The 26,771-nt window shown below is 66.2% G+C and carries 22 protein-coding genes and 1 pseudogene; 11 read left to right on the top strand and 12 right to left on the bottom strand.

Translation table 11 applies throughout. From position 1 onward, the window contains the following. Positions 1 to 240: 240 nt before the first annotated feature. A complete protein-coding gene (locus tag IB261_RS21350) occupies positions 241 to 1,935 on the top strand; it encodes a lactate permease LctP family transporter (RefSeq protein ID WP_192381191.1) in 1,695 nt (564 codons plus the stop codon). Positions 1,936 to 2,216: 281 nt separating this feature from the next. Here the strand turns inward: IB261_RS21350 and arfB are convergent, their stop codons facing one another. Beyond that, positions 2,217 to 2,630: an alternative ribosome rescue aminoacyl-tRNA hydrolase ArfB gene (gene arfB, locus IB261_RS21355; RefSeq protein ID WP_081519491.1), complete on the bottom strand. Its 414-nt coding sequence runs from the start codon at positions 2,628 to 2,630 to the stop codon at positions 2,217 to 2,219. A gap of 369 nt (positions 2,631 to 2,999) precedes the next feature. Here arfB and IB261_RS21360 point away from each other — a divergent pair, with 369 nt between their 5' ends. Next, on the top strand, positions 3,000 to 3,797 hold the full coding sequence (locus tag IB261_RS21360) for a nucleoside-binding protein (RefSeq protein ID WP_225594677.1): 798 nt from the start codon (positions 3,000 to 3,002) through the stop codon (positions 3,795 to 3,797). 435 nt (positions 3,798 to 4,232) lie between these two features. Here the strand turns inward: IB261_RS21360 and IB261_RS21365 are convergent, their stop codons facing one another. The 3 genes from IB261_RS21365 to hppD all read right to left on the bottom strand — a co-directional run bounded on the left by IB261_RS21365 (position 4,233) and on the right by hppD (position 6,504). After that, positions 4,233 to 4,610, bottom strand: coding sequence for an MliC family protein (locus tag IB261_RS21365; RefSeq protein WP_015476418.1), 378 nt, complete (start codon positions 4,608 to 4,610; stop codon positions 4,233 to 4,235). 117 nt (positions 4,611 to 4,727) lie between these two features. Further along, positions 4,728 to 5,369 carry a maleylacetoacetate isomerase gene (maiA, locus tag IB261_RS21370; RefSeq protein ID WP_192381190.1) on the bottom strand — a complete coding sequence of 214 codons (642 nt, stop codon included), beginning with the start codon at positions 5,367 to 5,369 and terminating at the stop codon, positions 4,728 to 4,730. 52 nt (positions 5,370 to 5,421) lie between these two features. Next, positions 5,422 to 6,504 (bottom strand): 4-hydroxyphenylpyruvate dioxygenase, encoded by a 1,083-nt coding sequence (gene hppD / locus IB261_RS21375; RefSeq protein ID WP_192381189.1) that lies wholly within the window; start codon positions 6,502 to 6,504, stop codon positions 5,422 to 5,424. A 314-nt stretch (positions 6,505 to 6,818) separates the two neighbouring features. On the opposite strand from hppD, the gene IB261_RS21380 reads away from it, so the two are divergent. From IB261_RS21380 to IB261_RS21390, 3 genes are all read left to right on the top strand, one after another. Further along, complete coding sequence (locus tag IB261_RS21380) at positions 6,819 to 7,586, top strand: AraC family transcriptional regulator (RefSeq protein WP_081519225.1); 768 nt, start codon at positions 6,819 to 6,821, stop codon at positions 7,584 to 7,586. Positions 7,587 to 8,222: 636 nt separating this feature from the next. After that, complete coding sequence (locus IB261_RS21385; protein WP_081519223.1) at positions 8,223 to 8,384, top strand: DUF1427 family protein; 162 nt, start codon at positions 8,223 to 8,225, stop codon at positions 8,382 to 8,384. 33 nt (positions 8,385 to 8,417) lie between these two features. Then, positions 8,418 to 9,374 carry a quinone oxidoreductase family protein gene (locus IB261_RS21390; protein WP_192381188.1) on the top strand — a complete coding sequence of 319 codons (957 nt, stop codon included), beginning with the start codon at positions 8,418 to 8,420 and terminating at the stop codon, positions 9,372 to 9,374. A 28-nt stretch (positions 9,375 to 9,402) separates the two neighbouring features. Here the strand turns inward: IB261_RS21390 and IB261_RS21395 are convergent, their stop codons facing one another. Together IB261_RS21395 and IB261_RS21400 are read right to left on the bottom strand one after the other, a co-directional pair. Then, complete coding sequence (locus tag IB261_RS21395) at positions 9,403 to 10,191, bottom strand: iron-containing redox enzyme family protein (protein ID WP_151187877.1); 789 nt, start codon at positions 10,189 to 10,191, stop codon at positions 9,403 to 9,405. Between the two features lie 76 nt (positions 10,192 to 10,267). Further along, the gene (locus tag IB261_RS21400; RefSeq protein ID WP_192381445.1) at positions 10,268 to 12,718 is read right to left on the bottom strand and encodes an EAL domain-containing protein; all 2,451 of its coding nucleotides are present in this window, start codon (positions 12,716 to 12,718) and stop codon (positions 10,268 to 10,270) included. 420 nt (positions 12,719 to 13,138) lie between these two features. Here IB261_RS21400 and IB261_RS21405 point away from each other — a divergent pair, with 420 nt between their 5' ends. Beyond that, positions 13,139 to 14,209: a helix-turn-helix transcriptional regulator gene (locus IB261_RS21405; RefSeq protein WP_427871407.1), complete on the top strand. Its 1,071-nt coding sequence runs from the start codon at positions 13,139 to 13,141 to the stop codon at positions 14,207 to 14,209. 124 nt (positions 14,210 to 14,333) lie between these two features. After that, a complete protein-coding gene (locus tag IB261_RS21410; RefSeq protein ID WP_192381187.1) occupies positions 14,334 to 15,221 on the top strand; it encodes a methyltransferase domain-containing protein in 888 nt (295 codons plus the stop codon). Here IB261_RS21410 and IB261_RS21415 read toward each other — a convergent pair whose 3' ends face one another. The 5 genes and pseudogenes from IB261_RS21415 to IB261_RS21435 form a co-directional block, all read right to left on the bottom strand. Then, positions 15,222 to 17,015 (bottom strand): ABC transporter ATP-binding protein, encoded by a 1,794-nt coding sequence (locus tag IB261_RS21415; protein WP_192381186.1) that lies wholly within the window; start codon positions 17,013 to 17,015, stop codon positions 15,222 to 15,224. It abuts the gene before it with no gap. Then, a complete protein-coding gene (locus IB261_RS21420) occupies positions 17,008 to 17,610 on the bottom strand; it encodes a DsbA family protein (RefSeq protein WP_174824625.1) in 603 nt (200 codons plus the stop codon). The genes IB261_RS21415 and IB261_RS21420 overlap by 8 nt, the downstream gene beginning before the upstream one ends. A gap of 36 nt (positions 17,611 to 17,646) precedes the next feature. Then, complete coding sequence (gene trhO / locus IB261_RS21425; RefSeq protein ID WP_192381185.1) at positions 17,647 to 18,582, bottom strand: oxygen-dependent tRNA uridine(34) hydroxylase TrhO; 936 nt, start codon at positions 18,580 to 18,582, stop codon at positions 17,647 to 17,649. 162 nt (positions 18,583 to 18,744) lie between these two features. Beyond that, positions 18,745 to 19,053 carry a BolA family protein gene (locus IB261_RS21430; protein ID WP_081519214.1) on the bottom strand — a complete coding sequence of 103 codons (309 nt, stop codon included), beginning with the start codon at positions 19,051 to 19,053 and terminating at the stop codon, positions 18,745 to 18,747. Between the two features lie 60 nt (positions 19,054 to 19,113). Next, positions 19,114 to 19,672 (bottom strand): annotated as a pseudogene (locus IB261_RS21435) (DUF2059 domain-containing protein). 121 nt (positions 19,673 to 19,793) lie between these two features. Between IB261_RS21435 and IB261_RS21440 the strand changes: the two are divergent. The 4 genes from IB261_RS21440 (at position 19,794) to aqpZ (ending at position 23,796) form a co-directional block, all read left to right on the top strand. Further along, a complete protein-coding gene (locus tag IB261_RS21440) occupies positions 19,794 to 20,807 on the top strand; it encodes a DUF2804 domain-containing protein (RefSeq protein ID WP_081519213.1) in 1,014 nt (337 codons plus the stop codon). A 135-nt stretch (positions 20,808 to 20,942) separates the two neighbouring features. After that, positions 20,943 to 22,337 carry a class II fumarate hydratase gene (locus IB261_RS21445; RefSeq protein ID WP_192381184.1) on the top strand — a complete coding sequence of 465 codons (1,395 nt, stop codon included), beginning with the start codon at positions 20,943 to 20,945 and terminating at the stop codon, positions 22,335 to 22,337. Then, positions 22,330 to 22,953 carry an NAD(P)H-dependent oxidoreductase gene (locus IB261_RS21450; protein WP_192224168.1) on the top strand — a complete coding sequence of 208 codons (624 nt, stop codon included), beginning with the start codon at positions 22,330 to 22,332 and terminating at the stop codon, positions 22,951 to 22,953. The genes IB261_RS21445 and IB261_RS21450 overlap by 8 nt, the downstream gene beginning before the upstream one ends. 159 nt (positions 22,954 to 23,112) lie before the next feature. Then, positions 23,113 to 23,796 (top strand): aquaporin Z, encoded by a 684-nt coding sequence (gene aqpZ, locus IB261_RS21455; RefSeq protein WP_081519210.1) that lies wholly within the window; start codon positions 23,113 to 23,115, stop codon positions 23,794 to 23,796. Between the two features lie 162 nt (positions 23,797 to 23,958). On the opposite strand, the gene IB261_RS21460 is transcribed toward aqpZ, so the two are convergent. Next, positions 23,959 to 26,517 carry a TonB-dependent receptor gene (locus IB261_RS21460; protein ID WP_192381183.1) on the bottom strand — a complete coding sequence of 853 codons (2,559 nt, stop codon included), beginning with the start codon at positions 26,515 to 26,517 and terminating at the stop codon, positions 23,959 to 23,961. Between the last annotated feature and the right edge of the window lie 254 nt (positions 26,518 to 26,771).

A 26,771-nucleotide genomic window follows, 5' to 3' on the forward strand; every position in this document is an offset into this window, starting at 1 on the left:
GCTCACACGGCCCTGGCGACAGACAGCCACCGGCCGAGTTGTGGTCGCCGCCGGCCTCAAGCGAACCGGCGGCGACACCCCGAAAAGCTTGCCCGAACCCGCTTTCAGAAGCCCCGCTGCGCGCCGCGTTGCGGGGCTTTTTCAATGCCTGCCGGCCCGCGCGCCGCCCGGGCAGGCGCCACCTGAAAGAGTTATCCACCGCTGACGCTTTGCCTCCGACAACAACAAGGGACAATCCCCATGCAAACCTGGCAGCAGCTCTATACCCCGCTCGGCAGCCTCGGCCTCTCGGCCCTGGCGGCCCTCGTGCCGATCATTTTCTTCTTCCTCGCCCTGGCGGTGTTCCGCCTCAAGGGCCACGTCGCCGGCGCCATCACCCTGGTGCTGTCGCTGCTGATCGCCATCACCGTCTACCAGATGCCGGTGGACAAGGCGCTGGCCTCGGCGGTCTACGGTTTCTTCTACGGACTCTGGCCGATCGCCTGGATCATCGTGGCGGCGGTGTTCCTCTACAAGCTGACGGTGAAGAGCGGGCAGTTCGAGATCATCCGCAGCTCGGTGCTGTCGATCACGGTCGACCAGCGCCTGCAGGTGGTGCTGATCGGCTTCTCCTTCGGCGCCTTCCTCGAGGGCGCGGCGGGCTTCGGTGCGCCGGTGGCGATCACCGCGGCGCTGCTGGTCGGCCTGGGCTTCAACCCGCTGTATGCGGCCGGCCTGTGCCTGATCGCCAACACGGCGCCGGTGGCCTTCGGCGCGCTGGGCATCCCGATCATCGTCGCCGGGCAGGTGTCGGGCGTGGATGCCTTCAAGATCGGCGCCATGGCCGGTCGGCAACTGCCGATCCTGTCGGTGATCGTGCCCTTCTGGCTGGTGGCGATGATGGACGGCTGGCGCGGCATCCGCGAGACCTGGCCGGCGCTGCTGGTGGCCGGCGGCACCTTCGCCATCAGCCAGTTCCTCACCTCCAACTTCATCGGCCCGGAGCTGCCGGACATCACCTCGGCGCTGCTGAGCATGGTCTGCCTGACCCTGTTCCTGCGCGTGTGGCAGCCGGCGAACGTGCGTGAGACGGAGTTCTCCAGCATCAATGCCGACGGCACGGCGACGCTGGGCGCAGTCGGTGGCGGCAGCGGTCTGCAGCGCCGGGAATCGCAGTACAGCTTCGGGCAGATCTTCAAGGCCTGGTCGCCGTTCCTGATCCTCACCGTGCTGGTGACCATCTGGACCATGAAGCCCTTCAAGGCGATGTTCCTGCCTGGCGGCGCGCTGGAGAACTGGGTGGCGGTGATCGCCGTGCCCTACCTCGATCAGTTGGTGCTCAAGGCCGCGCCCATTGTCGCCAATCCGACGCCGATGCCGGCGATCTACAAGTTCGACCTGGTGTCGGCCAGCGGCACGGCGATCTTCCTCGCCGCGCTGATATCCATGGCGATCCTGCGCATCGGCGTGAAGAGCGGCGCGGCGACCTTCGGCGAGACGCTGAAGGAGCTGAAGTGGCCGGTGCTGACCATCGGCATGGTGCTGGCCTTCGCCTTCGTCACCAACTACTCGGGGATGTCCACGACCCTGGCGCTGGTGCTGGCGGGCACCGGTGCGGCCTTCCCGTTCTTCTCGCCTTTCCTCGGCTGGCTGGGCGTGTTCCTGACCGGCTCGGACACTTCGTCCAACGCCCTGTTCGGCTCACTGCAGGCCACCACCGCACACCAGCTCGGGGTCAGCGACACGCTGCTGGTTGCGGCCAACACCACCGGCGGGGTGACCGGCAAGATGATCTCGCCGCAGTCCATCGCCGTAGCCTGCGCGGCCACCGGGATGGTCGGGCGCGAGTCGGACCTGTTCCGCTTCACGGTCAAGCACAGCCTGATCTTCGCCGCGTTCATCGGCCTGATCACCCTGGCGCAGGCCTATGTGTTCACGGGGATGCTGGTGCACTGATTCACCGAAGGAGCTTTACGTAGGGTGCATAACGCGCCAGCGTTATCCGCCGTGTGCAAGACGGCGGATAACCTGCGCCAGGTTATCCGCCCTGCAGGACTAAAGTCTCCTGTAGGAGCAAATGCCCCTCACCCTAACCCTCTCCCGCAAGCGGGAGAGGGGACTGTTCGGCGCAGGATGAAATCACGCTGTCAGCCGGCACAATCGGCCCCCTCTCCCTTCAGGGAGAGGGCTGGGGAGAGGGAAGCGCCCCAACGCCGATGTTCAGCCAAACCAACAACTCAGAAATCCACCTTCCCCCGCCCCGCCTTGATCGCCCCGCGCTTGCTCTTGCCTTCCAGCCGGCGCGTCTTCGAGCCCAGCGTCGGCTTGGTCGGGCGGCGCTTCTTCTCCACTTTCGCCACGCTGCGGATCAGCTCCGCCAGGCGGTTCAGCGCATCTTCGCGGTTCTGCTCCTGGGTGCGGTACTGCTGCGCCTTGATCACCACCACGCCGTCGCTGGTGATGCGCTGGTCGCTCAGGGCCAGCAGGCGTTCCTTGTAGAACTCAGGCAGGGATGAGGCGCGCACATCGAAGCGCAGGTGCACGGCGCTGGACACCTTGTTGACGTTCTGCCCGCCAGCGCCCTGGGCGCGGATGGCGTTCAGCTCGATCTCGGCATCGGGGATCTGCACGGTGTTGGAAATTTGCAGCATGGCTATCGGAAGAGTCGGAAAGTCAGCAGCATAACGGCTGGCGACCAGTCTGTCGCCAAGCCGCAGTACAGCGCCGCGCAAGGCCCATTCCTGACTTCTGCGTCAATTTTTGTATACGTATTTGTGTACAAGTTTTTCTTGCAATGTCATCAATTCACCATTAGAACCCAGCCTGTCACCGACCGCAGTTCACCCTGCGGGACGCCGGCCCCGAAGCCACAAAAAATAAGAACAACACAGAGGTGCAGCATGGTTTCTTCCGCGATGACGGCCCTTGGCGCCGCCCGCCCCCAACTGCGTTCCAGCCGCCGCCTGAGCACCGGCCGCCGGTTCGCCCTCGGTACCGCGCTGGTGCTCGCCCCGCTGGGCATGGCGCAGGCCGATGACGATGATCGCTTCTTCGAGTGGACCAGCAACACGCTGGGCTTCCGCTACGGCAAGGGCTTCACCAACCCGAACAACCCGCACGACATCAGCAAGCGCATCTTCAGCTTCAGCCACGCCGACGGTTACCGCTACGGCAGCAACTTCTTCCACCTCGACGTGCTGCAGTCCGACAGCGATGACCCGCGCAAGGGCACCGACAGCGGCAGCAGCGAGGTCTACGGCGTGTTCCGCAGCCAGCTGTATGCCTCGCGGGTGTTCGACCTGCCGCAGGGCAAGGGTCTGGTGAAGGACCACGCCTTCACCTTCGGCTTCGACGCCAGCCGCAACAACAACCTCGGCTCGGCGAAAAAGCGCGCACTGGTGTTCGGCCCCACCATCAAGTTCAACGGGCCCGGTGTGCTGGACCTCTCGCTGTTCTACTACCGCGAGAAGAACCACTCCGGCATCCCCAACGTGAAGCACCCGGACCACACCTTCGACACCACCTACATGGTCAACCTGACCTGGCTGCGGCCGTTCCAGCTGGGTGACCACGGGGCAAAGTTCCAGGGCTTCCTGAACTACACCGGGGAAAAGGGCGAGGACTACAACGACAACGACACCGCACCGGAAACGCTGGTGCGCACCTCGCTGATGTTCGCCACCCTGCCCGGCACCAAGCGTCAGCCGAACCTGTGGCTGGGCGTGGGCTACGAGTACTGGCACAACAAGTTCGGCGTGGACGGCGGACGCGGCACCCGCACCTCGACGCCGACGGTGAACGTCGAATTCACCTTCTGACAGGGTGCGAATTGTAGGAGCGCGCCATGCGCGCGATCGCGCGCATGGCCCGCTCCTACCGGATAGATCTGTGCTCGGATCGGCCCTCACCCTAACCCTCTCCCAGAGGGAGAGGGGACCGTTCGGTGCCGGATGCAACCACAGCGTCAGCCGGCACGATTTGCTCCCTCTCCCTGAGGGAGAGGGCTGGGGTGAGGGGGAAAGCACAAACACGGAACTACCAGGGAAAGACAGTTGCTCCTACAGGTTTAATCCGCGCCTCGGCCTATGTTCAGTCGTAGGGCGCATAACCTGGAACAGGTTATCCGCCGTTGCCCATGCGGCGGATAACGCTGGCGCGTTATTCGCCCTACAAAAGCTCATCCGCCCATGGCGCGCTGACATGAAAAAGCCCGGCATCTGCCGGGCTTTTCCGTTCGGGCGCCACAAGAGGAATCAGCTCTCCTTGCAGGCTACGCCGTCGGCGGGCTCGCCGCCTTTCCAGTCCTTGTACAGGGTGGCGTCTTCACCCTTGGTCCACCAGATGTACTGGCCGGCGGCGTACTTGGCGCCGGAGGCGGAGATGACGTTGGCGAAGACCAGGCTGGAGGCGTCGGTCACCGGCACCACGGCCAGGCTGTTGTCGCCCTTGTTCAGGTACTGCACGCTGATCTTGCGGCCGTCCTCGCACTTGTACGAAACGCTGCGCGAATCCAGCTTGGCGTCGCCGGGCAGGACCAGCGCGTCGACCTGGGGTGCTTTCTTCTCTTCACCGCCGCAGGCGACGAGGAGGACCGGCACGGCGGCCGCGAGCAGCCAAAGTGCTTTTTTCATGAGTATCCCTCTGACGAAAAATGGCCCGGACACTCTAGGAAAGGTCGGGCCGCACGGTCAATCGCGGGCGGCCCGACTCAAAGTCGGGCAGTGGCGCTGTGATCTCGACTGGCAACTTCACTGGGCGTCGGGCTGCACCTCCGGGGCGGCCTGCTGGAAGGCTTCGAGGGATTCGCAGCGCGCGGCGATGGCGAGCAGGCGCGGGCAACCGGAGAGGTCGCAGTCGAAGCGGCGGGCGTTGTACAACTGGGGAATCAGGCAGGCCTCGAAGTAGCCGGGGCGCTCGCCCAGGGACAGCGGGCCGGTCCAGTGGGCGACGCCCTTTTCCACCGCGTGCAGGCCGGTCTCGATCCAGTGGCGAATCCAGGCGCTTTTCGCCTCGTCCGCCACACCCAGCGGGCCGCTGAGGTACTGCAGCACCCGCAGGTTGTTCAGCGGATGGATGTCGCAGGCGATGTGCAGGGACAGCGCGCGGACCTGCGCACGTTGCAGCGCATCGCGCGGCAGCAGGCCGGGTTGCGGATGGGTTTCGTCGAGGTATTCGAGGATGGCCAGGGACTGGGCAATGCGCGCGTCGCCGTCCACCAGCAGCGGCACCAGCTCTTGCGGGTTGAGCGACTGGTAGTCGGCGGCGTGCTGTTGCCCGCCGTCCTTCACCAGGTGCACCGGGACCTGGCGGTAGGCCAGGCCCTTGAGCCCGAAGGCGATGCGCACGCGGTAGGCGGCGCTGGAGCGCCAGTAGGAATACAGGGTGAGCATGGCGATTCTCCGCGGGCGGCCACGCTACCCGCGCGGCCGCCGGGCAAGCGAGTTACTGGTCGGAGATCACGCCACGACGAATCTGGTCTTCCTCGATGGATTCGAACAGGGCCTTGAAGTTGCCCTCGCCGAAGCCCTGGTTGCCCTTGCGCTGGATGATCTCGAAGAAGATCGGGCCGATCACCGTGTTGGTGAAGATCTGCAGCAGGATGCCGTCGTCGCCCGGCGCGCCGTCGATGAGGATACTCAGCTCGCGCAGTTGCTCCAGCGGCTCGCCGTGGCCGTCGACGCGGGTGTCGACCTTGGCGTAGTAGGTGTCCGGGGTGCTCATGAATTCCACGCCGTTGGCGCGCAGCTGGCGCACGGTGGTGTAGATGTCCTCGGTGGTCAGGGCGATGTGCTGGATGCCTTCGCCGTGGTATTCGCGGATGAATTCCTCGATCTGCGACTTGTCGTCCGCCGACTCGTTGATCGGGATGCGGATCTTGCCGCAAGGCGCGGTCATGGCGCGGGACAGCAGGCCGGTGAGCTTGCCTTCGATGTCGAAGTAGCGGATTTCGCGGAAGTTGGCGATGCGCTCGTAGAAGCCGGACCAGACGTCCATCTGGCCGCGCTTGACGTTGTGGGTCAGGTGGTCGATGCACAGCAGGCCGACGGCGTTGTCGTTGGCGGTGCGGCCTTCGATGAACTCGAAGTCGACGTCATAGATGCTCTTGTCGCCATAACGGTCGACGAGATACAGCAGCGAACCGCCGATGCCCTCGACGCAGGGGATGTTCAGCTCGCCGAAGTTGGCGTGGCTGCCCACCAGTTTCGCGCCCTGGGATTCGACGTAGGCGGCGGCCTGCGCTGCGTTCTTCACCCGGAAGGCCATGGCGCAGGCACTCGGCCCGTGCTTTTTGGCGAACTCGTGGACGTGGCCGGTGGGGCTGCCGTTGAGCACGATGTTGATGTCGTTCTGCTGGAACAGGAAGACTTCCTTGGAACGGTGCTTGGCGGTCTCGGTGAAGCCCATGCCGGTGAACAGCTGGCGCAGCTGCTGGATGCCCTGGGCGTCGGGGGCGGTGAATTCGACGAACTCGAAGCCGTCGGTGCCGATGGGATTGTGTTGTTCGATCTTGGTCACGGCGTTCATCCGGCCTCCTCGTTGTCGTTATCGGCTGGCTCGGCGCGCGGCCGTCCAGGCGTCTGGAATGCCTCCATCTCAACCGTCGCGGGGCTCTGTAACAAGCCGGGTACCGCCGGTTTGCGCCCTGGCGGTGCGCTTATCCCGGCAAGAAATCCTTACACCGCCCAAGGTCCCGTGCGGCATGCCGCCGCACCGTAAAGAATTCGTGACAAGGTGGTGCGCCAGCCTGCCAGTGCGAGTGCCGCGCTCTCGTCAGGGCGCCGTGCGGCGGCTACCATGCGGCCCATCTCCCCTGCCCGAATCGGACATTGGCCCGCACTATGGCCCGCGCCGCTCCCCCTGATTTCGAAGCCACGCCGGCGACCCTGCGTGCCCTGGCCCGCAGCTACCCGCGCGGCCTGCACATCGAGCCGCACTCCCACGACTGGGGGCAGGTGCTCTACGCCATGTCCGGGGTGATGTGGCTGGAGACGCCTTCCGAAGCGCTGCTGGTGCCGCCCAACCGTGCCGTCTGGCTGCCGCCGCAGGTGCCCCACGGCATCCGCGTGGTCAGCGAACTGCAGATGCGCAACATCTACCTGCGGCCGGGCACGGCGGATTCCCTCGGCGAGCAGGTGCAGGCATTCGAAGTGGGCGGGCTGCTGCGCGAGCTGATCGTCCGGCTGGTGGAGCACGAAAGCGAGCCGGATACCGACTACTACCAGGCGTTGTCGCAACTGGCGGTGCTGGAGCTGCAACGCGCCCGCAGCCTGCTGTTGCGCGTGCCATTGCCGGACGACTCCGACCGTCGCCTGCTGAACCTGTGCCTGGCGGTGATGGCCGAACCGACCCAGGAGATATCCTTCGAGCAGCACGCCGCCGACGCCGGCGCCAGCGTGCGTACCCTTGCCCGCCTGTTCACACGCAGCCTGGGCATGGGCTTCGCCCAGTGGCGCCGGCAGGTGCAACTGGCCACCGCAGTGGCGCAGCTCAACGAAGGCCTCGCGGTGAGCCAGATCGCCCATGGGCTGGGGTATCAGCCAGGGAGCTTCAGCGAGATGTTCCGGCGTGAGTTGGGCGTGGTGCCGTCGGAGTATTGCGCCAGGTGAGGTTCGGCGTTGGGCGGTTCGCGAGCAAGCTCGCTCCCACGAAAAGCAAAATGCCCTGATCTGGCTCTGGCTCTGGCTCTGGCTCTGGCTCTGGCTCTGGCTCTGGCTCGAAAGTCTTCCAGAGAGATACCCGCGCACTCCGAACGGCCCCGTTCAGGAGGCCTCGTTGAATTGGAGTTTCAGGGGTTGAGCGACATGGATGTCGCGAGAGCCGCGATGGGCCAGGGATGGCCCTTCGCGGCGGGCCCCTGAAATTTCAATTCAACGAGGGAATTTTTCGCCTAAGCGAAAAACCGGATGTCCGGGGCAAGACCTTTTGGTTCCTTTTGGGGCGCTTGCCAAAAGGGACTCGCCCGAGGGGGCGAAACACAGAATCCGCGCGTACGCCGAAGCGACGCGGAAACACCCAATCCGAGGCAGAAAAAACCTACACCACTGGAGTCGAGACAATCGCCGGCCCGGCCGGCGGATCGCGGGCATGGCCCGCTCCTGCAATGGGCGCTGCCGACACGCCCATCCAATACTCCCCACCCACATCTGTCCGATATTCCGAAGCCAATGACCGGCGGTGCTTCGGCGCGGCTCCTAGACTGGCCCCATTCCCGCCAGCCGCCGGAAGCACCCGCGGAGTACAAGATGAACTACCTGATATCCCTGGCCATCGGCATCTGCGTCGGCCTCGCCTACCACTTCCTCGACTTCCGTTCACCGGCGCCGCCGCTGGTGGCGCTGGTCGGCCTGCTGGGCATGCAGATCGGCGAAAACGCCCTGCCGCTGTTGACCCGCTGGTTCCCCTGACCCCTTCTCCCCTGATTGCCAAGGACCCGTGCCATGAAAGCCCTGCAATTCGACCGCACCGGCGACCTCGCCGCCCTGAGCTTCACCGAGATCGCCGACCCGGTTCCCGCCGCCGCTGAAGTGCTGGTGGAAATCCACGCCGCCGGCCTGAACCCCAGCGATGTGAAGAACGTCCTCGGCCGCTTCCCCTACACCACCCTGCCCCGCGTACCCGGCCGTGACTTCGCCGGCACCGTGGTGAAAGGCCCGGACGAGCTGCTGGGCAAATCCGTCTGGGGCACCGGCCGGGGGCTGGGCTTCAGCCGCAACGGCAGCCACGCCCAGCTGATGAGCGTGCCGGTCGGCGGCGTGGCGCTGATGCCCGAGCGCATGAGCTTCGCCCAGGCCGCCAGCTGCGGCGTGCCCTTCACCACCGCCTGGGACGCGCTGGAGCGCAGCCAGGTCGGCGCCGGCACCCGCCTGCTGGTGATCGGTTCCGGCGCCGTCGGCGCGGCGGCCATTTCCCTGGCCAAGGCCCGCGGCGCCCAGGTACTGGGCGCGGTGCGTCGCGCCGAATCGCAGGTGGAGCTGAAGGCTCAGGACGTACCGAGCATCCTGCTGGGCTCGGCGGACACCCTGGCGGCGCAGGTGGAAGAACACTTCCCCGGCGGCGCCGAGGTGATCTTCGACACCACCGGCTTCTGGCTGCCGGCGGCGGTCTCCGCCCTGGCCACCTTCGGCCGCATCGCCATCATCGCCGCGCCGGTGGACGGCCACGTGCAGCTGCCGGCCCTGGCGCTGTATCGCCGGGGAGGTTCGGTGGTGGGGGTGAATTCGCTGCTGTATGACACGGTCGCCTGCGCCGCGATGCTGCGCCAGTTCGGCCAGTGGTTCGACGACGGCAGGCTGCCGCTGCCCACCGGCCTGCGCGAAGTGCCGCTGAGCGAGGGCGTGCAGCGTTATCACGAGATCAACGAAGGCAGCAGCGAGAAGATCATTCTCGTGCCCTGAGTCCGGACACGGCTGGGAGGTTTGCCTCTCAGCCGGCTATCTGCATCGGCCCCCGCCGCACATCGCCCTGCACCTGCTCCAGCGCCAGGCACTGGTCGAGGAACATGCGCATGTACCCGTAGCTCTTGCAGATCGCTTCACGCAGCGCCAGGCAGCGCGGCATGGCGAGCTGCGGGCCGCAGAGAGTGCAGATGATCTCCAGGGCTTCCCAGGGATGATCGTCATCGTAGCGGGCGTGCATCTTCAGCCAGCGCATGGCGTCCTTGCGGGTGCCGGCCGGCAGGGTGCGCTCGTAGGTATCGGTGGAGCAGACCAGGGCCGACCAGTCGCCGGTCGCGCCTTCGATGGCGTAGTTGGTGGCGGCCATGGCCAGCGCCAGCTCCTCGGTGGCGCAGCTGTGCCAGCACCAGTGGCCGAGGGCGTGGAGTTCGGCGGGTACCAGCTGGGCCTTGAGCTCGGCCAGGGTGACGCCATAGGCCTCGGCCCAGCGTACCCAGTAGTCGGCGTGGTTCAGCTCGACGCGGATATTGCGCATCAACCAGCGGCGCGCCATGTCTTCGCCGGGGCTACGGCCGAATCGGGTCTTGAGCAGGTTGTGGGACATGTACAGGGGGAACTGCTCCACCACCTGCCAGCCGCCGATCAGGAAGGCGCGCATGGTCTGCCGGCTCAGCTGGCCGTCACGCATGCGCGTGTAGAGGGGGTGCTCGACCACCGACAGACGGCTGGTTTCACATTCCTGCACCAGGCGCTGGGCCCAGTGCGGATAGCTGGAAAGCTCCTTGAGCGGCCCACTGCGAACAAAGGTGTCGTTCATCCAAGGCTCCGTTGCTGGTCGATCCATGCAAGCACCGGTAATTCAGGCCTCAGGTTAGTCCTCTCCTGGCTGCACGTCACCGTCCGGAGGTTGTGTCGGATGCTACAGCTGCGACATGGGTCTCACGCAGGAAGCTCCGGTTGAAGGGTTGCGGCCGCGCCAGCCCGTACCCCTGTGCGTAATCGATGCCGATTTCCCGCAGGACCTCGAGGATTTCCTGGGTTTCGACGAACTCCGCCACCGTGCGTTTGCCCATCACGTGGCCGATCTGATTGATCACCTGGACCATGGCGCGGTCGATGGGGTCTTCGAGCATGTCCTTGATGAAGCTGCCGTCGATCTTCAGGTAGTCCACCGGCAGGTGCTTGAGGTAGACGAAGGAGGACATCCCGGCACAGAAGTCGTCCAGCGAGAAGCGGTAGCCCAGGGCCTTGAGCTCCTGGATGAAACGCGTGGCGTTGACCAGGTTGGCGATGGCGCTGGTCTCGGTGATCTCGAAGCACACGCTGGCAGGCTCGATGCCGTAGCGCGGCTGCACGTCGCGAAGAAAATCGAGGAAGGTTTCGTCACCGATGGTGGCGCCGGAGAGGTTGATGGCGCAGGTATGGATCGGTTCGTAACCGCCCTCGGCGTTGCGCTCGGCCAGGGTCCGGAAGGCATTCTCGACCACCCAGCGGTCGATGTCCGGCATCAGCCCGTAACGTTCGGCGGCAGGGATGAAGTTGATCGGCGCGACCAGCCGGCCGCACTCGTCGTTCAGGCGCAGCAGCAATTCGACGTGCGCACCTTCCATCACGCGGTCATCGACCGGGAAGATCGACTGCGCATAGAGGCAGAAGCGCTCCTCCTCCAGCCCCAGGCGGATGCGCTGTACCCAGGCCATCTCGCCGACGCGGTTGGACAGTTCGGTATCGTCCGGGCGAAACACCTGGGCGCGGTTGCGGCCCTTTTCCTTGGCCATGTAGCAGGCCATGTCGGCGCAGCGCAGCGCCTCCTCCACCGACACCAGCATGGCGGAGATGTGCACCACGCCGATGCTCACGGTGATGTTGAAGCCACGGCCTTCCCACATGAAGTGCAACGCCTGCACGGTCAGGCGGATGCGCTCGGATATCTGCACCGCCATGTCCGGCGGGCAGTTTTCCAGAAGGATACCGAACTCATCGCCACCCAGGCGCGCCAGGGTGTCGCCATCGCGCAGGCACTGCTGCAGCACGGAGCAGACCTGGCGCAGCAGTTCGTCGCCAGCGGCGTGGCCGCAGGTGTCGTTGACCAGCTTGAACTGGTCCAGGTCCAGGTACATGAGCGAATGCTGGTCATGGGAGTCCGCCGAGCTTTCCAGGGCCTGCTTGAGGCGGAACTCGAACTCGCGGCGGTTGGTCAGGCCGGTCAGCGCATCGTGGGTCGCCTGCCAGGACAGGCTGGCCATGTACTGGCGTTCGCGGGTCATGTCGTGCAGCACCAGCACCACGCCGACTACCCGGCCGTCCGCATGGATGGGCGTGGCCACCAGGGTCACCGCCACACTGGTGCCGTCCAGGCGCTGGATCAGCTTGCTGGTCTCGCTGCCGCCGTCCACCTCGCCGCGCAGGATCTGCCCCACCAGCGGCAGTCCCTCGGCCTGGGAGTTCTCGTCGAGCACCCGCAGGAGCGAACGCAGCGGCAGGCCGACGGCCATGGAATTGTCCCAGCCGATCAGGCGTTCCGCCGCCGGGTTGAAGTAGGCAATGCACTCGTGTTCGTCGAGGCTGACCACGCCGTCGCCGATGGCCGCCAGGGTGGTCTGCGCGCGTTCCCGCTCGGTATCCAGGGCGCTTTCGAAGGCACGCTGCTGGTGCAGCAGCTTGCGGGTGCGCCAGACCGCCAGGAGGATCAGCGCCAGACCGGTCAGCCCGTTGACCCCCAGCAGCACCCACATGATCATCCGCGAGCCCTGCCCCAGTGCGGCGGAGAAGGCCATGGCTGCCGGCGTGACGCCGTCGTTGATCGCCTGGATACGGCTGTTCCAGTAGCTCAGGTCGCCGGGGCGGACGTCATTGGCACGGATCTTCGCGCTCATCTCGTCAGACAGCTGCTCCAGCTGGTCAAGGTAGGCGTCGCCGATGATCCACATCTTCACGGCCTGGTCGAAATAGCTGTATTCGTGGAAATAGCGGTACAGCCAGATCAGCGCGCCGACATCGTCGGGATGGATGCCGCCCTGCAGCGCGCCGGCGCGGGCCAGTTCGAGGTCGGGTTGGCTGAGGTCGAGGGCGGCGCGGAAGGTCCGGTCACCCTGGGGAATCGCAATGGCGGTGCGGTAGCGCTCGTAATCCGCCGTGTCACGGCTCTGGCCGTAGAGTTGCAGGTAATGGATGGCGTCCTTCTGGCCCTTGGACCAGAGACTCTCGCCACCCACATAGGCGCGCACCCCCGAAAGGATAAAGAAGCTGCCGCTGCCGATCAGCGTCTGTAGCAGGACCACGACCATGAACGGCCAGACCAGCTTGAGCAGACGCGTCGTACGCCGGGTCGGCAACAGTCCCATTGCATCCATAACCAGTTTCGACTTCCTTCTTTCAATTCCTGGCAGGCCGCAGGGGTAGTGACGGCTCACCCCGGGACTTTTCTGTCAGGCCGCCCCTTTTCTTAACTTCTAGCCGATCGCGGGAAATCCTCAAACTGTCTGCATGAGCTTGGTGGTCCGGATTCCAGCCGTCCGGCGGAAAAGTGCCAATTCGTTGTGTGAAATGCCTTCCGTCGCCATCCCACGATTCATCCGAAGCCGGCCGATTAGTGGCCTTGCGACACTCAAGGCCATGTGCCATACCTCGATCGTGCAATCTGCAAAGTGCAATCTGCACGGTTAGCGAGCACGTTGAAAGCGCACGGCGAACAGTGCGATCCGCAAGCAACGGATGGAGCGGCCATGCCACGGCGGGATATGGACAGGCGGTACGACCGGCTGGTGGGACTGACCTACGAGTGCGTACTCGACGAAGCCAACTGGCTGCCGCTGCTCACCGAGCTGATCTCAGCCAGCGGCCGCCAGCAGGGTGCCCTGTTGTTCTGGGACCAGACCGAGAGCGGCGCGCTGGCCAGCGAGATCAACCTCTGCGACCCCGGCGCCATAGAGACCTACAACCGCGAGTTCTGCACCATCGATCCGTCCAAGGGCTTCATGCTCCACCGCCCGGTCGGCCAGTGGTACCACGACCGCGAGGAATACGGCCCGCAGCGCATGGCCCGCGACCCGTACTACCAGGAATTCCAGCGCCCCAACGGCATGCACAACGTGTCGTGCCTGAAACTCAACGAGCAGGCCAACTCCGGCGTCTACCTGTCGGTGCTGACCAGCCTCGGCGCGCGCTACCCCACCCCGCAGGAGCAGACCCTGCTGACCCGCCTGAGCGAGCACCTGACCCGCGCCGCGCGGATGTTCGGGCGTATCGACGAGATGCGCCAGCAACTGGCCCACCGCGACCTGCTGCTGGACCAGCACCCCACGCCGCTCTGGCTGCTCGAAGGCAACGCCCGCGTGCTGTACGCCAACCAGGCCGCTCAGCAGCGACTCGGTCTGCGCGGCGGGCTGTTCCATGAGGTATTCGGCCGCCTGCACTGCCGCCAGCACGACGCGAAACTTCAGGCCCTGGTACGCCAGGCCGCGCCCCGCGCCGGCAAGGGCAAGGGCAAGGCCGGCTGGCTGCCGCTGGGCGATGGCAGCGGGCAGGAACTGCTGGTCACCCCGGTGCCCGCCGAGGCCAGCTTCAACCAGCCCTTCCAGCGCCCCCTGGTGCTGTTGGCGCTGCTCGACGCACACCGCCAGAGCCGCCTGCTGGGCGAACTGTTCGGCCTCACCCCGGCCGAGCAGCGCCTGGGCGACCTGCTGGTCCGCGGGCTGGCGCCCGAACAGTGCGCCGACCAGCTCGGCACTTCGATCAATACGGTGCGCAGCCAACTGCGTGCGTTGTTCCGCAAGACCCACACCAGCCGCCAGGCCGAACTGGTCAGCCTGCTGGTGCGGCTCGGGCAGCGCTGAATTTTCGCGGCCGTCATTCATTCAGATGATGGCCCGGGGCCAAGTGCCCCCTAAGGTGTTGGACGGATCACCGGCAAGGCCGGTGGCGCTTTCTCATCACTGAGCGGTATCCCAGGTGGACGGCATGGACAACGGCACCCAGCAGAATCCGAACTCGCTAACCGAAGCCATCGAGCAACTCGAACAGCAGCTGCGTCACCTCAGGGACGACGAGACCGACCTGCTGGCGCTCGCCACCGGCAGCGCGCCGCCGGCCGAGGCCCCGCGCGTGGTGCCCTTCCCCCGGCGCCGCGAACGGCCGATGGGTGAAGGCGCCGGCAACGCGGTGCTGATGGACTACCTCTACGGCATCGACAGCACCCTGCGCTCACTGCTGCCCGATGGGCCGACCGAAGAGTTGTTCCGCTACGCCAGTTCCGCTCCCGCCTCCCGCGCACTGCGCTCGCGCCGCCAGTTGCTGGCACGCGAGATCGACCGCTGCTGCCAACAGCTCAGCGGCCAGGCGCGCATTCTCTGTGTGGGCTGCGGACACCTGCGCGAGGCCGAGTTGGCACGCTCGCTGCGCCATGGCCAGTTCCGCCAGTTCACCGCGCTGGATACGCAGGCGCTGTCCCTGCAGACGGTGGAGGCCAGCTATGCCGCGCTCGGCGTGCAGACGCAGCAATGTAACCTGGACGACCTGTTCTACGGGCGCCAGGACCTCTGCCATTTCGACCTGATCTACTCGCCGGGCCTCTACGAGGTGCTGGACGACCACGACGCCCGCGACCTGACCCGCAACCTGTTCGCCCGCCTGCTCCCCGGCGGGCGCCTGCTGATGGGCAACTTCCTCCCCGGCGTGCCGGACATCGCCTACCTTGAAGGCCTGCTGGACTGGCGCCCGCACTACCGCAGCGATGCCTGCCTGCTCGACCTGCTGCTGGGCATTCCCTACAACGACATCGGCAGCGCGCGGGTCTTCCATGACATGGGCAACTGCGTGGCCTTCCTCGAAGTCACCCGCTACGGCTGATCAGCCCTGCTGCAGGTGTCCGTACAGGCGCGCATAGAGCCCGCCTTCAGCGATGAGTTGCTGGTGGTCGCCGTCTTCTGCGATGCGCCCGCCGTCGAACACCAGCACGCGGTCGGCCTGTTTCACCGCGGACAGGCGGTGGGCGATGATCAGCGTGGTGCGCCCTTCGAGGAAGCGCTCCAGCGCCTGGTGCAGGGCGTACTCGGTGGCGGCGTCCAGGGCGGAAGTGGCTTCGTCGAGGATCACCACCCTCGGTTCGGCGAGCACCATGCGGGCAATTGCCAGGCGTTGCCGCTGGCCACCGGAGAGACGCACGCCGGAGCGCCCGACCACGCTGTCCAGGCCCTGCGGCAGGGCACGGATGGTGTCCGCCAACTGCGCTACTTCCAGCGCGCGCCAGCAGGCTTCGTCACCGCGTTCGCGGCCCATGGTCAGGTTGGCGCGCACGGTGTCGTTGAACAGCGCGGGATGTTGCAGCACGACCGCGACATGCTCGCGCACGCAATCCAGGCCGATCTCCTCCAGCGCGGCACCGCCGTAGCGGATGCTGCCGGACTGCGGCTGGTAGAGGCCCAGCAGCAGTTGCACCAGGGTGCTCTTGCCGCCGCCACTGGCACCGACGATGGCGACTTTCTCGCCGGGAGCGATATCCAGGTCGAGGCCGTCCAGCACGAGTTCGTCGCGGTAGGCGAAGCTCAGGTCGCGCACCTGGATGCCGACGCTGGTCTGCCCGGCAAACGGATCGCGGCGGTGCTGGTAATGCGGCTCATCGGAGCGCGCCAGCAGCTCGTTGATGCGGGTCAGCGCGCCGCCGGCGGCGTAGAAGGCGTATTGCAGGCTGAGCAGCTGTTCCACCGGGCCGATCATGAACCAGAGGTAGCTGAACACTGCGAGCATCTGGCCGATGGACAGGTCGGAGAACAGCACGGTGAGCATAGCCGCGGCGCGGAACAGGTCGATGCCGAACTGGAACAGCAGCCCGCTGGCGCGCCCGGCGGCGTCGCTCTTCCACTGCGAGGCGACGGCGTAGTCGCGCACTTCTCGAGCGCGCACGCCGAGACGTCCGAGGAAGAAGCCCTGGCGATTGCCGGCGCGCACTTCCTGGATGGCTTCGAGGGTTTCGGTCAGCGCCTGGGTGAAGCGCGAGGTGCTGTCGTTCTCCAGCTTCTTCAGGTGCTTAACGCGCTTGCCCAACTGCACCGTGGCGAAGATCACCAGCGGGTTGAACAGCAGGATCAGCAGCGCCAGCTTCCAGTGCATCCAGATCAGGATGCCGGCGGTGCCGCAGAGCGTCAGCAGTGCAACCAGGAAGCGGCTCAGGGTGTCGCCGACGAACTTGTCGAGGGTGTCGAGATCGGTCACCAGGTGCGCGCTGACCGAGCCGCCGCCGAGGGTCTCGTACTCGCCCAGGGCGATGCGTTTCAGGCGTTCGATCAGGCGCAGACGGATGCGGTACACCACGTCCTTGGACAACCGCGCGAACAACTTGGCCTGCAGCACGTTGAACACCAGCGCGCAGCTGCGCAGCACCAGGGTCACCAGCAGCATCAGGCCGATGTAGCCGACCGGCTTGTGCCAGCCCGCGGGCAGCCAGTGTTTCATCACCTGCAGGGCGGCGTCGCCCTTGCCCAGCAGCACTTCGTCCACCAGCAGCGGCAACAGCAGCGGGATCGGCACGCTGCAGGCGGTCGCCAGCACGGCGACCAGGTTGGCCAGCAGCAGGGCCTTGCGATGACGGAAAGCGAGCCGGCGAATCTCCGCCCAGCTCAGGCGGTCAGCGGACAACTCAGGCATGCCGCCCGCGCTCCAGCCAGCGCTCCAGCAGCGGAGCGAGCTCGCCCAGTGGCTGGTAGCCGTTGGTCAGCAGGGCCAGCTGGCCGTCGCGCTCGGCCAGCAGCGTGGGGAAGCCGGCGATGCCCAGGTCGCGGGCCCAGGAAAAGTCGGCCAGGGTGGCCAGGTGGTTGTCCTGGCTGTCGAAGGCTTCGGCGAACTCGATGCGCGGCAGGCCGACCTGCTCGGCCAGTTCGGCGAGCACGCCGGCCTGGGTGACATCGCGGCCTTCGGCGTAGAACGCCTTTTGGATTTCGCCGACCAGCGCCCAGGCGCAGTCCTCGTCCAGGCGGCGCGCGGTGACCACCGCGCGGCAGGCGGGCTCGGTGTCGTAGACGAAGCCGTCGGGCAAGGCATCTTCGAAGCGGAACGGCTGGCCGGTGGCTTCATGCACCGCGTGCCAGTGTTCGAGGATGTAGCGCTTGGTGGTCGGCTCCAGCGCGGCGCCCTGCCCCGTGCGCAGCCCGCCCATCACCAGCGCCAGCGGCACGCCCGCGGCGCGCGCCTGCTCCACCAGCTGCCCGGCCACCGGGGCGAAGCCCCAGCACCAGGAGCACATCGGGTCCATCACGTAGAGCAGGCGGCTGGTCATGGATCAGTTCTCCGCGCGGGGATCACGGCCAATGGGGTGCGGCTGGTTGCGCTCGCGTGCCAGTTCGATCTGCTTCTGCCGCTCGCGGGCGCTGGCTCGGGTTTTCTCCGACAGCGTGTCCCAGCAGTGCGGGCAGCTGATGCCGGGAGCGTAGTGCTCGGAGGCACGATCGAGGGCCGAGATCGGGTTGCGGCAGGCATGGCACTGGTCGTAGTCGCCTTCGGTCAGGTCATGGCGCACGGTCACGCGGTTGTCGAACACGAAGCAGTCACCACGCCAGAGGGTCTCGGCCTCGGGTACTTCCTCCAGGTACTTGAGGATGCCGCCCTTGAGATGGAACACCTCTTCGAAACCTTCGCTGAGCATGTAACTCGACGCCTTCTCGCAACGGATGCCGCCGGTGCAGAACATCGCGACCTTCTTGTGTTTCGCCGGGTCGTAATGCTCGCGGATGTAGTCGGGGAATTCGCGGAACGACTTGGTCTTCGGGTCGATGGCGCCCTCGAAGGTGCCGATGGCCACTTCGTAGTCGTTGCGGGTGTCGATCAGCAGCACTTCCGGGTCGGAGATCAGCGCGTTCCAGTCCTGGGGTTCGACGTAGGTGCCGACCTTGGTGTTCGGGTCCACGCCGGGCACGCCGAGGGTGACGATTTCCTTCTTCAGCTTGACCTTGGTGCGGTAGAACGGCTGCTCGTCGCAGTAGGACTCCTTGTGGTCGACATCGGCCAGGCGCGCATCGGTGCGCAGCCAGGCGAGCAGGCCGTCGATGCCGGCGCGGGTGCCGGAAACGGTGCCGTTGATGCCTTCCTCGGCGAGCAGCAGGGTGCCCTTCACGCCGTTGTCCAGCAGGGTCTGCAGCAGCGGTTCGCGCAGGGCGACGTAGTCGGGCAGGGAGACGAACTTGTACAACGCCGCGACGACGATTCTTTCGGTGGTCATGCATCACTCCAGTGGTCGCCCGCGTAAAGGGCGGACCGGGCTTCTTTGGAATCTAAAGCTGATCGACAGCTGAAAATGACAGCGCCGGCCAAAGGCCGGCGCTGGGTGTCGCATTCTACACGGAGCGGGGCCAGGCCCGCACGCGCTTGGTCAGCTCGCCAATCAGTGATGATCGTGCTTGCTGCCGCCACGGCAGGTCGGCGAATCCGGTGCCGCGCCCTGCTGCGCCCACTCCTCGGGGGTGTAGGTGTGCATCGCCAGGGCGTGGAACTGGCTCATCAGCTCGCCGAGCGTGGCGTAGACCTTCTGATGCCGCTTCACCGCGTTCAGCCCGGCGAACGCCGGGCTGACGATCACGGCCTTGTAGTGCGTTTCCTGTCCGCGGCTGTGCATGTGGCTCTCGTCGAGCACCTCGAGGTGCTGGGGTTCGAGGGCGCTCAGGGCAGTCTGGATACGGTCACGCATGCTCATGTCGGGTCTCGCTGGCAATCAGGCAGTCAATACGGTTGGGGCAATGATACAGGCTCTGGATCAGGGCTTCTTGGCCGGAGCGGCCGGGGCCTTCACGCCCAGCTCCTTGTCCATGTCGGCCATCAGCTTGTTCACCGGCTCTACGGCGGTCTGCAGTTTGGCCTGGGTCAGCTGGGCGGATTCGGCGGTCAGGCGCGGCATCTTCTCCAGCACCTTGCGGCCCAGGGGCGAGGCGTAGAAATCGTTCAGCTGCTTGAGCTCGGATTCGCTGAAGTTGCTGGTGTAGAGCTTGACCAGCTCAGGCTTGAGCTTGTCCCAACCCACCGCGCGGTCCAGTTCGGCGTTGGCCTTGGCCTGGTAGCGGTCGAGCACCGCCTTCTTGCTGTCCGGCGCCTTGGCCTGGGCGAAGCGCTGGGCGAGCATCTGCTGGACTTGCGCGTAGACCGGCACGGTCAGCTTGTCGGCATGGACCTGCTTGAGAAACTTCTCCGCCTCGGCGTTGGCGTCAGCCAGTGCCACGGAACTGAAGCCAACCAGAAGTGCTGCGGTGCAGAGGGAACGAAGAACGGTCATGGGGCAGTCCTGTGAGTCTGAAGGGTGTCCGGGTGGGACCCGCCATTCTGCGCCTAAGTTCGGAATGTGCTCAAGAGAGTGCCAAATGCCCTGGAAGTGACCGGCTTCTCTTGTCGTACAGTTCCCGAAACGGCATGCTGCGGCGCGTTGCCACATGGATGTGACCGATGAACACCCTCACCCACCCGCCGACGCTCGTCGCCGCGCCGCCCCTGTGCGATGCGCGCGGCCGCCTGAACAGCGCGGCCGTGGGCTGGTCGTCGCGGCCACAGACGCTCTGCCAGCTGTCCGGCAACGCCGGCCGGCGCAAGCGCTGGAACCACTGGTGCATCAACGCACCGGGCTGGATGCTCTCGATCACCATCGCCGACCTCGACTACCTGGGCTACGGCGCCGTGTACTTCCTCGACCTGGAAACCGGACAGTCGGTGCACCGCACCCAGTTCAGCCCCTTCGGCCTGGGCTGCCACCTGCCGGACACGCCCAACCAGAGCCATCGCTTCGAGCACGGCCAGCTGTGCCTGGGCTTCGACGAACAGCCCGGCCAGCTGCGCATCACCGCCTGCGCGCCGAACCTGGGCGGCCAGCCGCTGAACCTCTCGCTGGAAGTGCAGCGCCCGGCGCACCTGGAGTCGGTCAACCTGGTGGTGCCCATGGGCGGCAAGTGCTTCCATGCCTGCAGCCGGCAGATGGGCCTGCCGATCAGCGGCAGCCTCACCCTCGGCCACAAGACCTATCGCTGCACTGACGGCCAGAGCTTCGCTGCGCTGGATTTCGGCCGGGGCGTCTGGCCGTTCAATACCCAATGGACCCGTGCCGCCTTCGCCGCGCCCGGCGGCATCGCCGGCAACTTCGGCGCCGGCTGGACGGAAAACAGCCACCTGAGCGAGAACGCCCTGTGGTTCGGCGGCGAACTGCAAGCGCTGGACGGCCCTGTGGATATCCGCCAGGTGCCGCACGACCCGCTGTCGCCCTGGCAGCTGCGCGGCAGCGATGAACGTGTCGACCTCACCTTCACCCCGCGCAAGCTGCACCGTGCCTGCCCGCGCCTGGGCCCGCTGTTCGCCGAGACCTGCCAGTGGTTCGGCCGCTTCGACGGCTCGCTGCGCAGCGACGAGGGCGACCTGGTGCCGGTCAATGGCGCGCTGGGCTGGGTCGGCTCCACGCACGCTCGTTGGTGACTGCCCGCTGGCGCCTGCCTGTCGCCGAGTCTCGCACGCCAGCCAAACCGCTCTATCACGGCCATTTAGCCGGAGTGGAACCCGGAAGCCCCACAGCGGCCTAAACTGGCCGAGACCCTTTTCCGGAGAAGCACCATGAGCCGCACCGAAACCGACAGCCTCGGTCCCATCGAGGTCCCCGACGACGCCTATTGGGGTGCGCAGACCCAGCGCTCGTTGCAGAACTTCGCCATCGGCGGGCAGCGCATGCCGCTGCCCGTGGTGCACGCCCTGGCGCTGATCAAGAAGGCCGCCGCCCGCGTGAATGCGCAACTGGGCGAATTGCCGGAGAACATCACCAGCCTGATCGAGGAAGCCGCCGACGAAGTGCTGGCGGGCGAGCACGATGACCAGTTCCCCCTCGTCGTCTGGCAGACCGGTAGCGGCACCCAGAGCAACATGAACGTCAACGAGGTCATCGCCGGGCGTGCCAACGAGATCGCCGGCAACGGCCGCGGCGGCAAGAAGCCGGTGCACCCCAACGACCACGTGAACCGCGCACAGAGCTCCAACGACAGCTTCCCCACCGCCATGCACATCGCCGCCGCGCAAGCGGTGCAGAACGACCTGCTGCCGGCCATCGCCGAACTCAGTGGCGGCCTCGCCCAACAGGCCGCGCGCCACGCCAATCTGGTGAAGACCGGGCGCACCCACCTGATGGACGCAACACCAGTCACCTTCGGCCAGGAGCTTTCCGCCTTCGTCGCCCAGCTGGACTACGCCGAACGCGCCCTGCGCGCGGCACTGCCGGCGGTCTACGAGCTGGCCCAGGGCGGCACCGCCGTCGGCACCGGGCTGAACGCCCCCAAGGAGTTCGCCGACGCCATCGCCGCCGAGCTGGCCGACCTCTCCGGCCTGCCCTTCGTCTCCGCGCCGAACAAGTTCGCCGCCCTCGCCGGCCATGAACCCCTGGTGACCCTGGCCGGCGCCATGAAGACCCTCGCCGTGGCGCTGATGAAGATCGCCAACGACCTGCGTCTGCTCGGCTCCGGCCCGCGCGCGGGGTTTGCCGAGGTGAAGTTGCCAGCCAACGAGCCGGGCTCCTCGATCATGCCCGGCAAGGTCAACCCGACCCAGTGCGAGGCACTGTCGATGCTCGCCTGCCAGGTGTTCGGCAACGACGCCGCGATCACCTTCGCCGCCAGCCAGGGCCACCTGCAGCTCAACGTCTACAAGCCGGTGATCATCCACAACCTGCTCGAATCCGCGCGCCTGCTGGCCGACGGCTGCCGCAACTTCAACACCCACTGCGTCGCCGGCATGGAGCCGGACGCGGCGAAGATGCGCGAGCACCTCGACCGCGGCCTGATGCTGGTGACCGCGCTGAACCCGCACATCGGCTACGACAAGGCCGCCGAGATCGCCAAGAAGGCCTACGCAGAAGGCAAGACCCTGCGCGAAGCCGCACTGGAACTGGGCTACCTGACCGACGCCGAGTTCGACCAGTGGGTGCGCCCGGAGACCATGCTGGAGGCCGGGCAGAATGGTTGAACCGACCCGCTCCGGCGCCACCCCGATCGAGGGCGACGGCAAGCGCGTGCTGCTGGTGCTGGGTTCGCCCAAGCCCGGCGGCTTCTGCCACGCGGTGGCCGACGCCTACGCCCATGGCGCCCGCGCCAAGGGCCACGTGGTGCACACGCTCAGGCTCGGCGAGCTGAACTTCGACCCGGTGCTGCGCGGCGGCTACGAACAGAGCCAGAACCTGGAGCCGGACGTGCTCGAAGCCCAGCGGCAGATTCACTGGGCGCAGCACATCGCCTTCGTCTACCCGATCTGGTGGGGCGGCCTGCCGGCGCTCCTGCAGGGCTTCTTCGACCGCGTGCTGCAGCCGGGCTTCGCCTTCCGCTACCGCTCGCTGGAATCCCGCGAGTTCGAGCCGCTGCTGGGCGGGCGCAGCGCCGACCTGCTGGTCAGCCACGACCAGACCCACTGGCACTACCGCCTGCGCCAGGGCGCCCCGGCCCACCGGCAGATGACCCGCTGCATCCTCGCGCCCTGTGGCATCGCCCTGCACCACCTGGAGGAGTTCAGCCCGGTGCGCGGCTCCGGCGAGGAGCAGCGGCAAGGCTGGCTGCGCCGGGCGGAACAGCTGGGCACGCAGGTCTGAACGGCCGGCGGAGGGCGGATGGCGCGCTATCCGCCCCACCGCTGCCCCTTCAGAAGGTATTCCCTACACCTTGGGAAATCCCCTACACCGCGCCAACCTCCCATTTCCCTAGCATGCGCAAGCCCGAATTCCGGGCTTCTCTTTGCCTCTGGAGGCAGCATGCTTCGCAAACTTTCCGCCGAAATGATCGGCACTTTCTGGCTGGTGTTCGGTGGTTGCGGCAGCGCCATCTTCGCGGCCCACGCCATTGGCGTGCTGGGTGTTGCCCTGGCCTTCGGCCTGACGGTCGTGACCATGGCCTATGCCATCGGCCCGATCTCCGGCTGCCACCTCAACCCTGCCGTCACCCTCGGCCTGTGGGCCGGCGGCCGCGTCCGTACCCTGGACGTCGTGCCGTACATCGTCGCCCAGGTCATTGGCGGCGTGCTCGCCGGTGCCGTGCTGTTCTACATCGCTTCCGGCAAGCCGGGCTTCGACGCACTGGCGGGCTTTGCCGCCAACGGCTTCGGTGAAGGCTCGCCCACCGGCTACAGCATGCAGTCCGCGCTGGCCATCGAAGTGCTGCTGACCGCGTTCTTCCTGTTCGTGATCATGGGCGCCACCGACAGCAAGCTGGCCCCGGCCGGTTTCGCGCCGATCGCCATCGGCCTGACGCTGACCCTGATCCACCTGATCAGCATCCCGATCGACAACACCTCGGTGAACCCGGCGCGCAGCCTGGGCGTGGCGCTGTTCGCCGACCCGCTGTTCATGAAGCAGCTGTGGTTGTTCTGGGTCGGCCCGCTGGTGGGCGGTGTGATCGGTGCACTGGTCTATCGCGTGGTGCGTCCGACCTCTGCCTGATTCACCCTGCATTGCCGTTACGAAACGGGCGCCTTCGGGTGCCCGTTTTCGTTGGTATGCAGGTAGGGCGCATAACGCCCCCCAGCGTTATCCGCCATCGTCGCAGCCGGCGTAGTAAGCGTTCCGTTTTATGCGCCCTACAGGTGTCCCGCGAGGGCGACTTCAGAAGTACTGGGTGAGGCTGAACTTGGCGTTGCGGCCCTGGCTGTACACGCTGTCGCCGGCCAGCGCGGGGTGGTAATCGCGGTTGAACAGGTTGTCCACGGTGAAGTTCAGCTCGGTGTTCTCCAGGCCCAGGCGGCGCGGCTTCCAACTGGCGAACACGCGGTGAGTGTCGTAGCTGTCGTTGACCGTCTGGTCCCAGAAGATGTCGCCGACGCTGGTGCCCATGCCGCCGGAATACTTGTCGCTGGGCAGGCGGTCGGTCTTGCGGACGAACTCGCCCTGCCAGCCGATCTGCGCGTCCCATGACGGAATCTTGGTGCCCAGGGTGGCGACCCACTTGGCCGGCGGCACATCGCGCGCCCACACGTTCGGCCCCCAGGGATTGCTGTAGGCGCCGTCGTGCTTGCCGGTCACCCACGAATACGACAGCCCGCCGAACAGCCAGGGGCTGTCGTAGAAGCTCTCGACCTCGAAGCCCTTGTAGGTCACGCCCGGCAGGTTGCGGTAGTTGGACAGCGGCAGGTAGTCGCCGCAGCTGCCGGAGATGGTGCCGTTGTCGATGGCCTGCTGCTCGCAGCCGACGCTGCGGGTGCGGAAGATCTCGTCCTTGATCTTGTTCTGGAACAGCGTGGTGCGCACCTGCAGGTTGTCGCCGTTGATGAACAGGTCCGGCAGGTTGACCAGCGAACCGAAGCGCAGCGCGTGGATGCGCTCGGGGTCCAGGTCGCGGCTGGTGGCGCTGACCGTGCTGCTGTTCTGCACCTCGTACATTTCGTCGATCACCGGCGCGCGCCAGGTGCGGCTGTAGTCGGCGAAGAAGCCCAGGCGCTCGGTGGCGGTCCAGAACAGCGACAGGCGCGGCGACCAGCCGCTGTAGGTCTGCGAGCTGTAGTCATGGCCCTGCGCGGCGTTGTTGTAGAGCGGCGCGTCGTTGTCCTTGCCCTGGTTGCGCACGTGGTCGAAGCGCAGCGACGGGGTGATGGTCACGCTGCCCAGGGTCAGCGCGTCCTGGATGTAGGCGCTGTTGGTGTTCTGCTTGCCGCTGGGCATGAAGGTCGGCTGGAAGTGGCCGTAGTTGTAGCGCGCGGTATCGTAGGTGGAGCCGGGGATGTACATGTCGGTGGTGCGGGTGTGGCGGTGGAACTGCGTGCCGATGGTGAACGCGTGCTGCACCGGGCCGGTGGCGAACAGGCTGGTGTTGCGCAGCTCAAGCACCTTGTCCTTGTAGTCGGTGTCCATCTTGCGGCCCCCGGTGGAGACCTGGAAGAAGGCGTCCGGGTTGCGCTCGTCGGTCTGGTCGATGTGCGACTCGGAGTACTGCACCATCAGGTCGATCAGCGGGTTGTCGATGGGGTGGTATTCGTACTTGCCGGACCAGGTGGTGTCGGTGGTGTCGCGGTGCGCCAGCAGGCGCTTGAGCGCGGCCTCGTAGCCGTAGCGGTCGATGCTCGACTGGGTCGGCGGTGTCGGATAGGACGCCGAGGAGAACGGCGTCCAGCGGGTGCTGTGCGAGCGGCTGTAGGCGAGACTGATGTCGTTGTCGAGGTTGGGGTGCAGGTTCAGCTTGAACAACCCGGCGTCCAGGTCCTGGGCGCTGTTGGGCAGGCGGCTGGGGTTGATCGGGTAGTTGTTGTTCGGGTCGGGGATGTGCCCGGCGAGCTTGATGTCGCGGCCGTCACGGGCGGTCAGGTAGGCCAGGGCATCGACCTTGCGGTCCTCGGTTCGGCCATAGACGGCGCCGCTGTAGATTTTCTGCTGGTCGTTGGAGTGGTAGCCGTACTTGAGCATGGCGCCGACGTTCTGGTCGTCACGCAGCATGTCCGGCGCGTCCTTGGTCTCCATGTGTACGGTTCCGCCGAAGCCGCCGTTGCCGTTGTAGACCGAGTGCGGGCCCTTCTCCACCTCGATGCGCTTGATCAGTTCCGGTTCGATGAACACGGTGCCTTGCTGGTAGCGCTCGAAGCCGCTCTTGGTCGCGCCGTCGAGGGTGAAGGGCACGTCCTCGGCATCGCCCAGGCCCCAGATATTGACGGTCTGCCCGCCCGGCTTGGGCGAGCCGCCCATGGTCACGCCGGGCAGGGTCTGCAGCAGGGTGGGAATGTTGTCGGCCTGGATGCGCTCGATGTCCTTGCGGGTCAGGGTCGAGCGACCGACGCTGCTGGAGTCCACCGACAGGCCGCTGCCGACGATGGTCTGCGAGTCCAGTTCGATGGCGTTGTCGCTGAACTTGTCGACCTTGCCCGCGCGGCGCACGACGAAGCCGTCGCCGGCCTCCACCAGTTCCAGCGACGAGCCCTTGAGCAACTGCTCGAGCGCCTCGCGCATGCTGTAGCGACCACTTACCGCCGGCGCCTTGAGGCCGTCCAGCTGGGAGGCGTCGTAGAGCACCTGTACGCCGGCCTGCTGCGACAGGCTGCCGATGGATTCGCTCAGCGCCTGTGCCGGCAGGTCGACCTGCCAGTCGGCGGCGCGGCTGTACTCGGCCATCATCAGGCTGCCGAGCAGCACGGCGCAGCCCAGCGGGCGCGCGAACGGGAAGTTGAAACGAGACTGCATGCAAGGCCCTCCCCAGGGTCGAAAAGCGCTGCGCGTTTCGCAGCGAATGACGGGGAAGACCCTCATTCGAGAAAAACCCACACCTGCAAATAAAAATATTTCTCAAAAAAGAATCGAATCTGGGTCGTTGCTGTTTTTGTCGGAGCGGACTCCGTCCGCGATGTGCAACCGGCCAGCTGGAAGCCGCCGGAAATCGATCGCGGACGCAGTCCGTTCCTACGTAATGGGCCAGCGCTGTAGGGCGATTAACCTGG

The organism is Pseudomonas sp. PDM20, assembly GCF_014852575.3.
GTDB lineage: Bacteria > Pseudomonadota > Gammaproteobacteria > Pseudomonadales > Pseudomonadaceae > Pseudomonas.

Coding starts and splice junctions, on each gene's coding strand:
- maiA (WP_192381190.1), bottom strand. CDS start 5,369: ATGCTCACCCTGTATTCCTACTGGCGCTCCAGCGCCGCCTACCGCGTG.
- IB261_RS21445 (WP_192381184.1), top strand. CDS start 20,943: ATGAGCCGCACCGAAACCGACAGCCTCGGTCCCATCGAGGTCCCCGAC.
- IB261_RS21400 (WP_192381445.1), bottom strand. CDS start 12,718: ATGGGACTGTTGCCGACCCGGCGTACGACGCGTCTGCTCAAGCTGGTC.
- hppD (WP_192381189.1), bottom strand. CDS start 6,504: ATGAACGCCGTGACCAAGATCGAACAACACAATCCCATCGGCACCGAC.
- IB261_RS21350 (WP_192381191.1), top strand. CDS start 241: ATGCAAACCTGGCAGCAGCTCTATACCCCGCTCGGCAGCCTCGGCCTC.
- IB261_RS21365 (WP_015476418.1), bottom strand. CDS start 4,610: ATGAAAAAAGCACTTTGGCTGCTCGCGGCCGCCGTGCCGGTCCTCCTC.
- IB261_RS21415 (WP_192381186.1), bottom strand. CDS start 17,015: ATGCCTGAGTTGTCCGCTGACCGCCTGAGCTGGGCGGAGATTCGCCGG.
- arfB (WP_081519491.1), bottom strand. CDS start 2,630: ATGCTGCAAATTTCCAACACCGTGCAGATCCCCGATGCCGAGATCGAG.
- IB261_RS21430 (WP_081519214.1), bottom strand. CDS start 19,053: ATGAGCATGCGTGACCGTATCCAGACTGCCCTGAGCGCCCTCGAACCC.
- IB261_RS21395 (WP_151187877.1), bottom strand. CDS start 10,191: ATGAACGACACCTTTGTTCGCAGTGGGCCGCTCAAGGAGCTTTCCAGC.
- IB261_RS21360 (WP_225594677.1), top strand. CDS start 3,000: ATGGCGCAGGCCGATGACGATGATCGCTTCTTCGAGTGGACCAGCAAC.
- IB261_RS21420 (WP_174824625.1), bottom strand. CDS start 17,610: ATGTGCTCCTGGTGCTGGGGCTTCGCCCCGGTGGCCGGGCAGCTGGTG.
- IB261_RS21390 (WP_192381188.1), top strand. CDS start 8,418: ATGAAAGCCCTGCAATTCGACCGCACCGGCGACCTCGCCGCCCTGAGC.
- IB261_RS21410 (WP_192381187.1), top strand. CDS start 14,334: ATGGACAACGGCACCCAGCAGAATCCGAACTCGCTAACCGAAGCCATC.
- IB261_RS21460 (WP_192381183.1), bottom strand. CDS start 26,517: ATGCAGTCTCGTTTCAACTTCCCGTTCGCGCGCCCGCTGGGCTGCGCC.
- IB261_RS21440 (WP_081519213.1), top strand. CDS start 19,794: ATGAACACCCTCACCCACCCGCCGACGCTCGTCGCCGCGCCGCCCCTG.
- IB261_RS21450 (WP_192224168.1), top strand. CDS start 22,330: ATGGTTGAACCGACCCGCTCCGGCGCCACCCCGATCGAGGGCGACGGC.
- IB261_RS21385 (WP_081519223.1), top strand. CDS start 8,223: ATGAACTACCTGATATCCCTGGCCATCGGCATCTGCGTCGGCCTCGCC.
- IB261_RS21380 (WP_081519225.1), top strand. CDS start 6,819: ATGGCCCGCGCCGCTCCCCCTGATTTCGAAGCCACGCCGGCGACCCTG.
- aqpZ (WP_081519210.1), top strand. CDS start 23,113: ATGCTTCGCAAACTTTCCGCCGAAATGATCGGCACTTTCTGGCTGGTG.
- trhO (WP_192381185.1), bottom strand. CDS start 18,582: ATGACCACCGAAAGAATCGTCGTCGCGGCGTTGTACAAGTTCGTCTCC.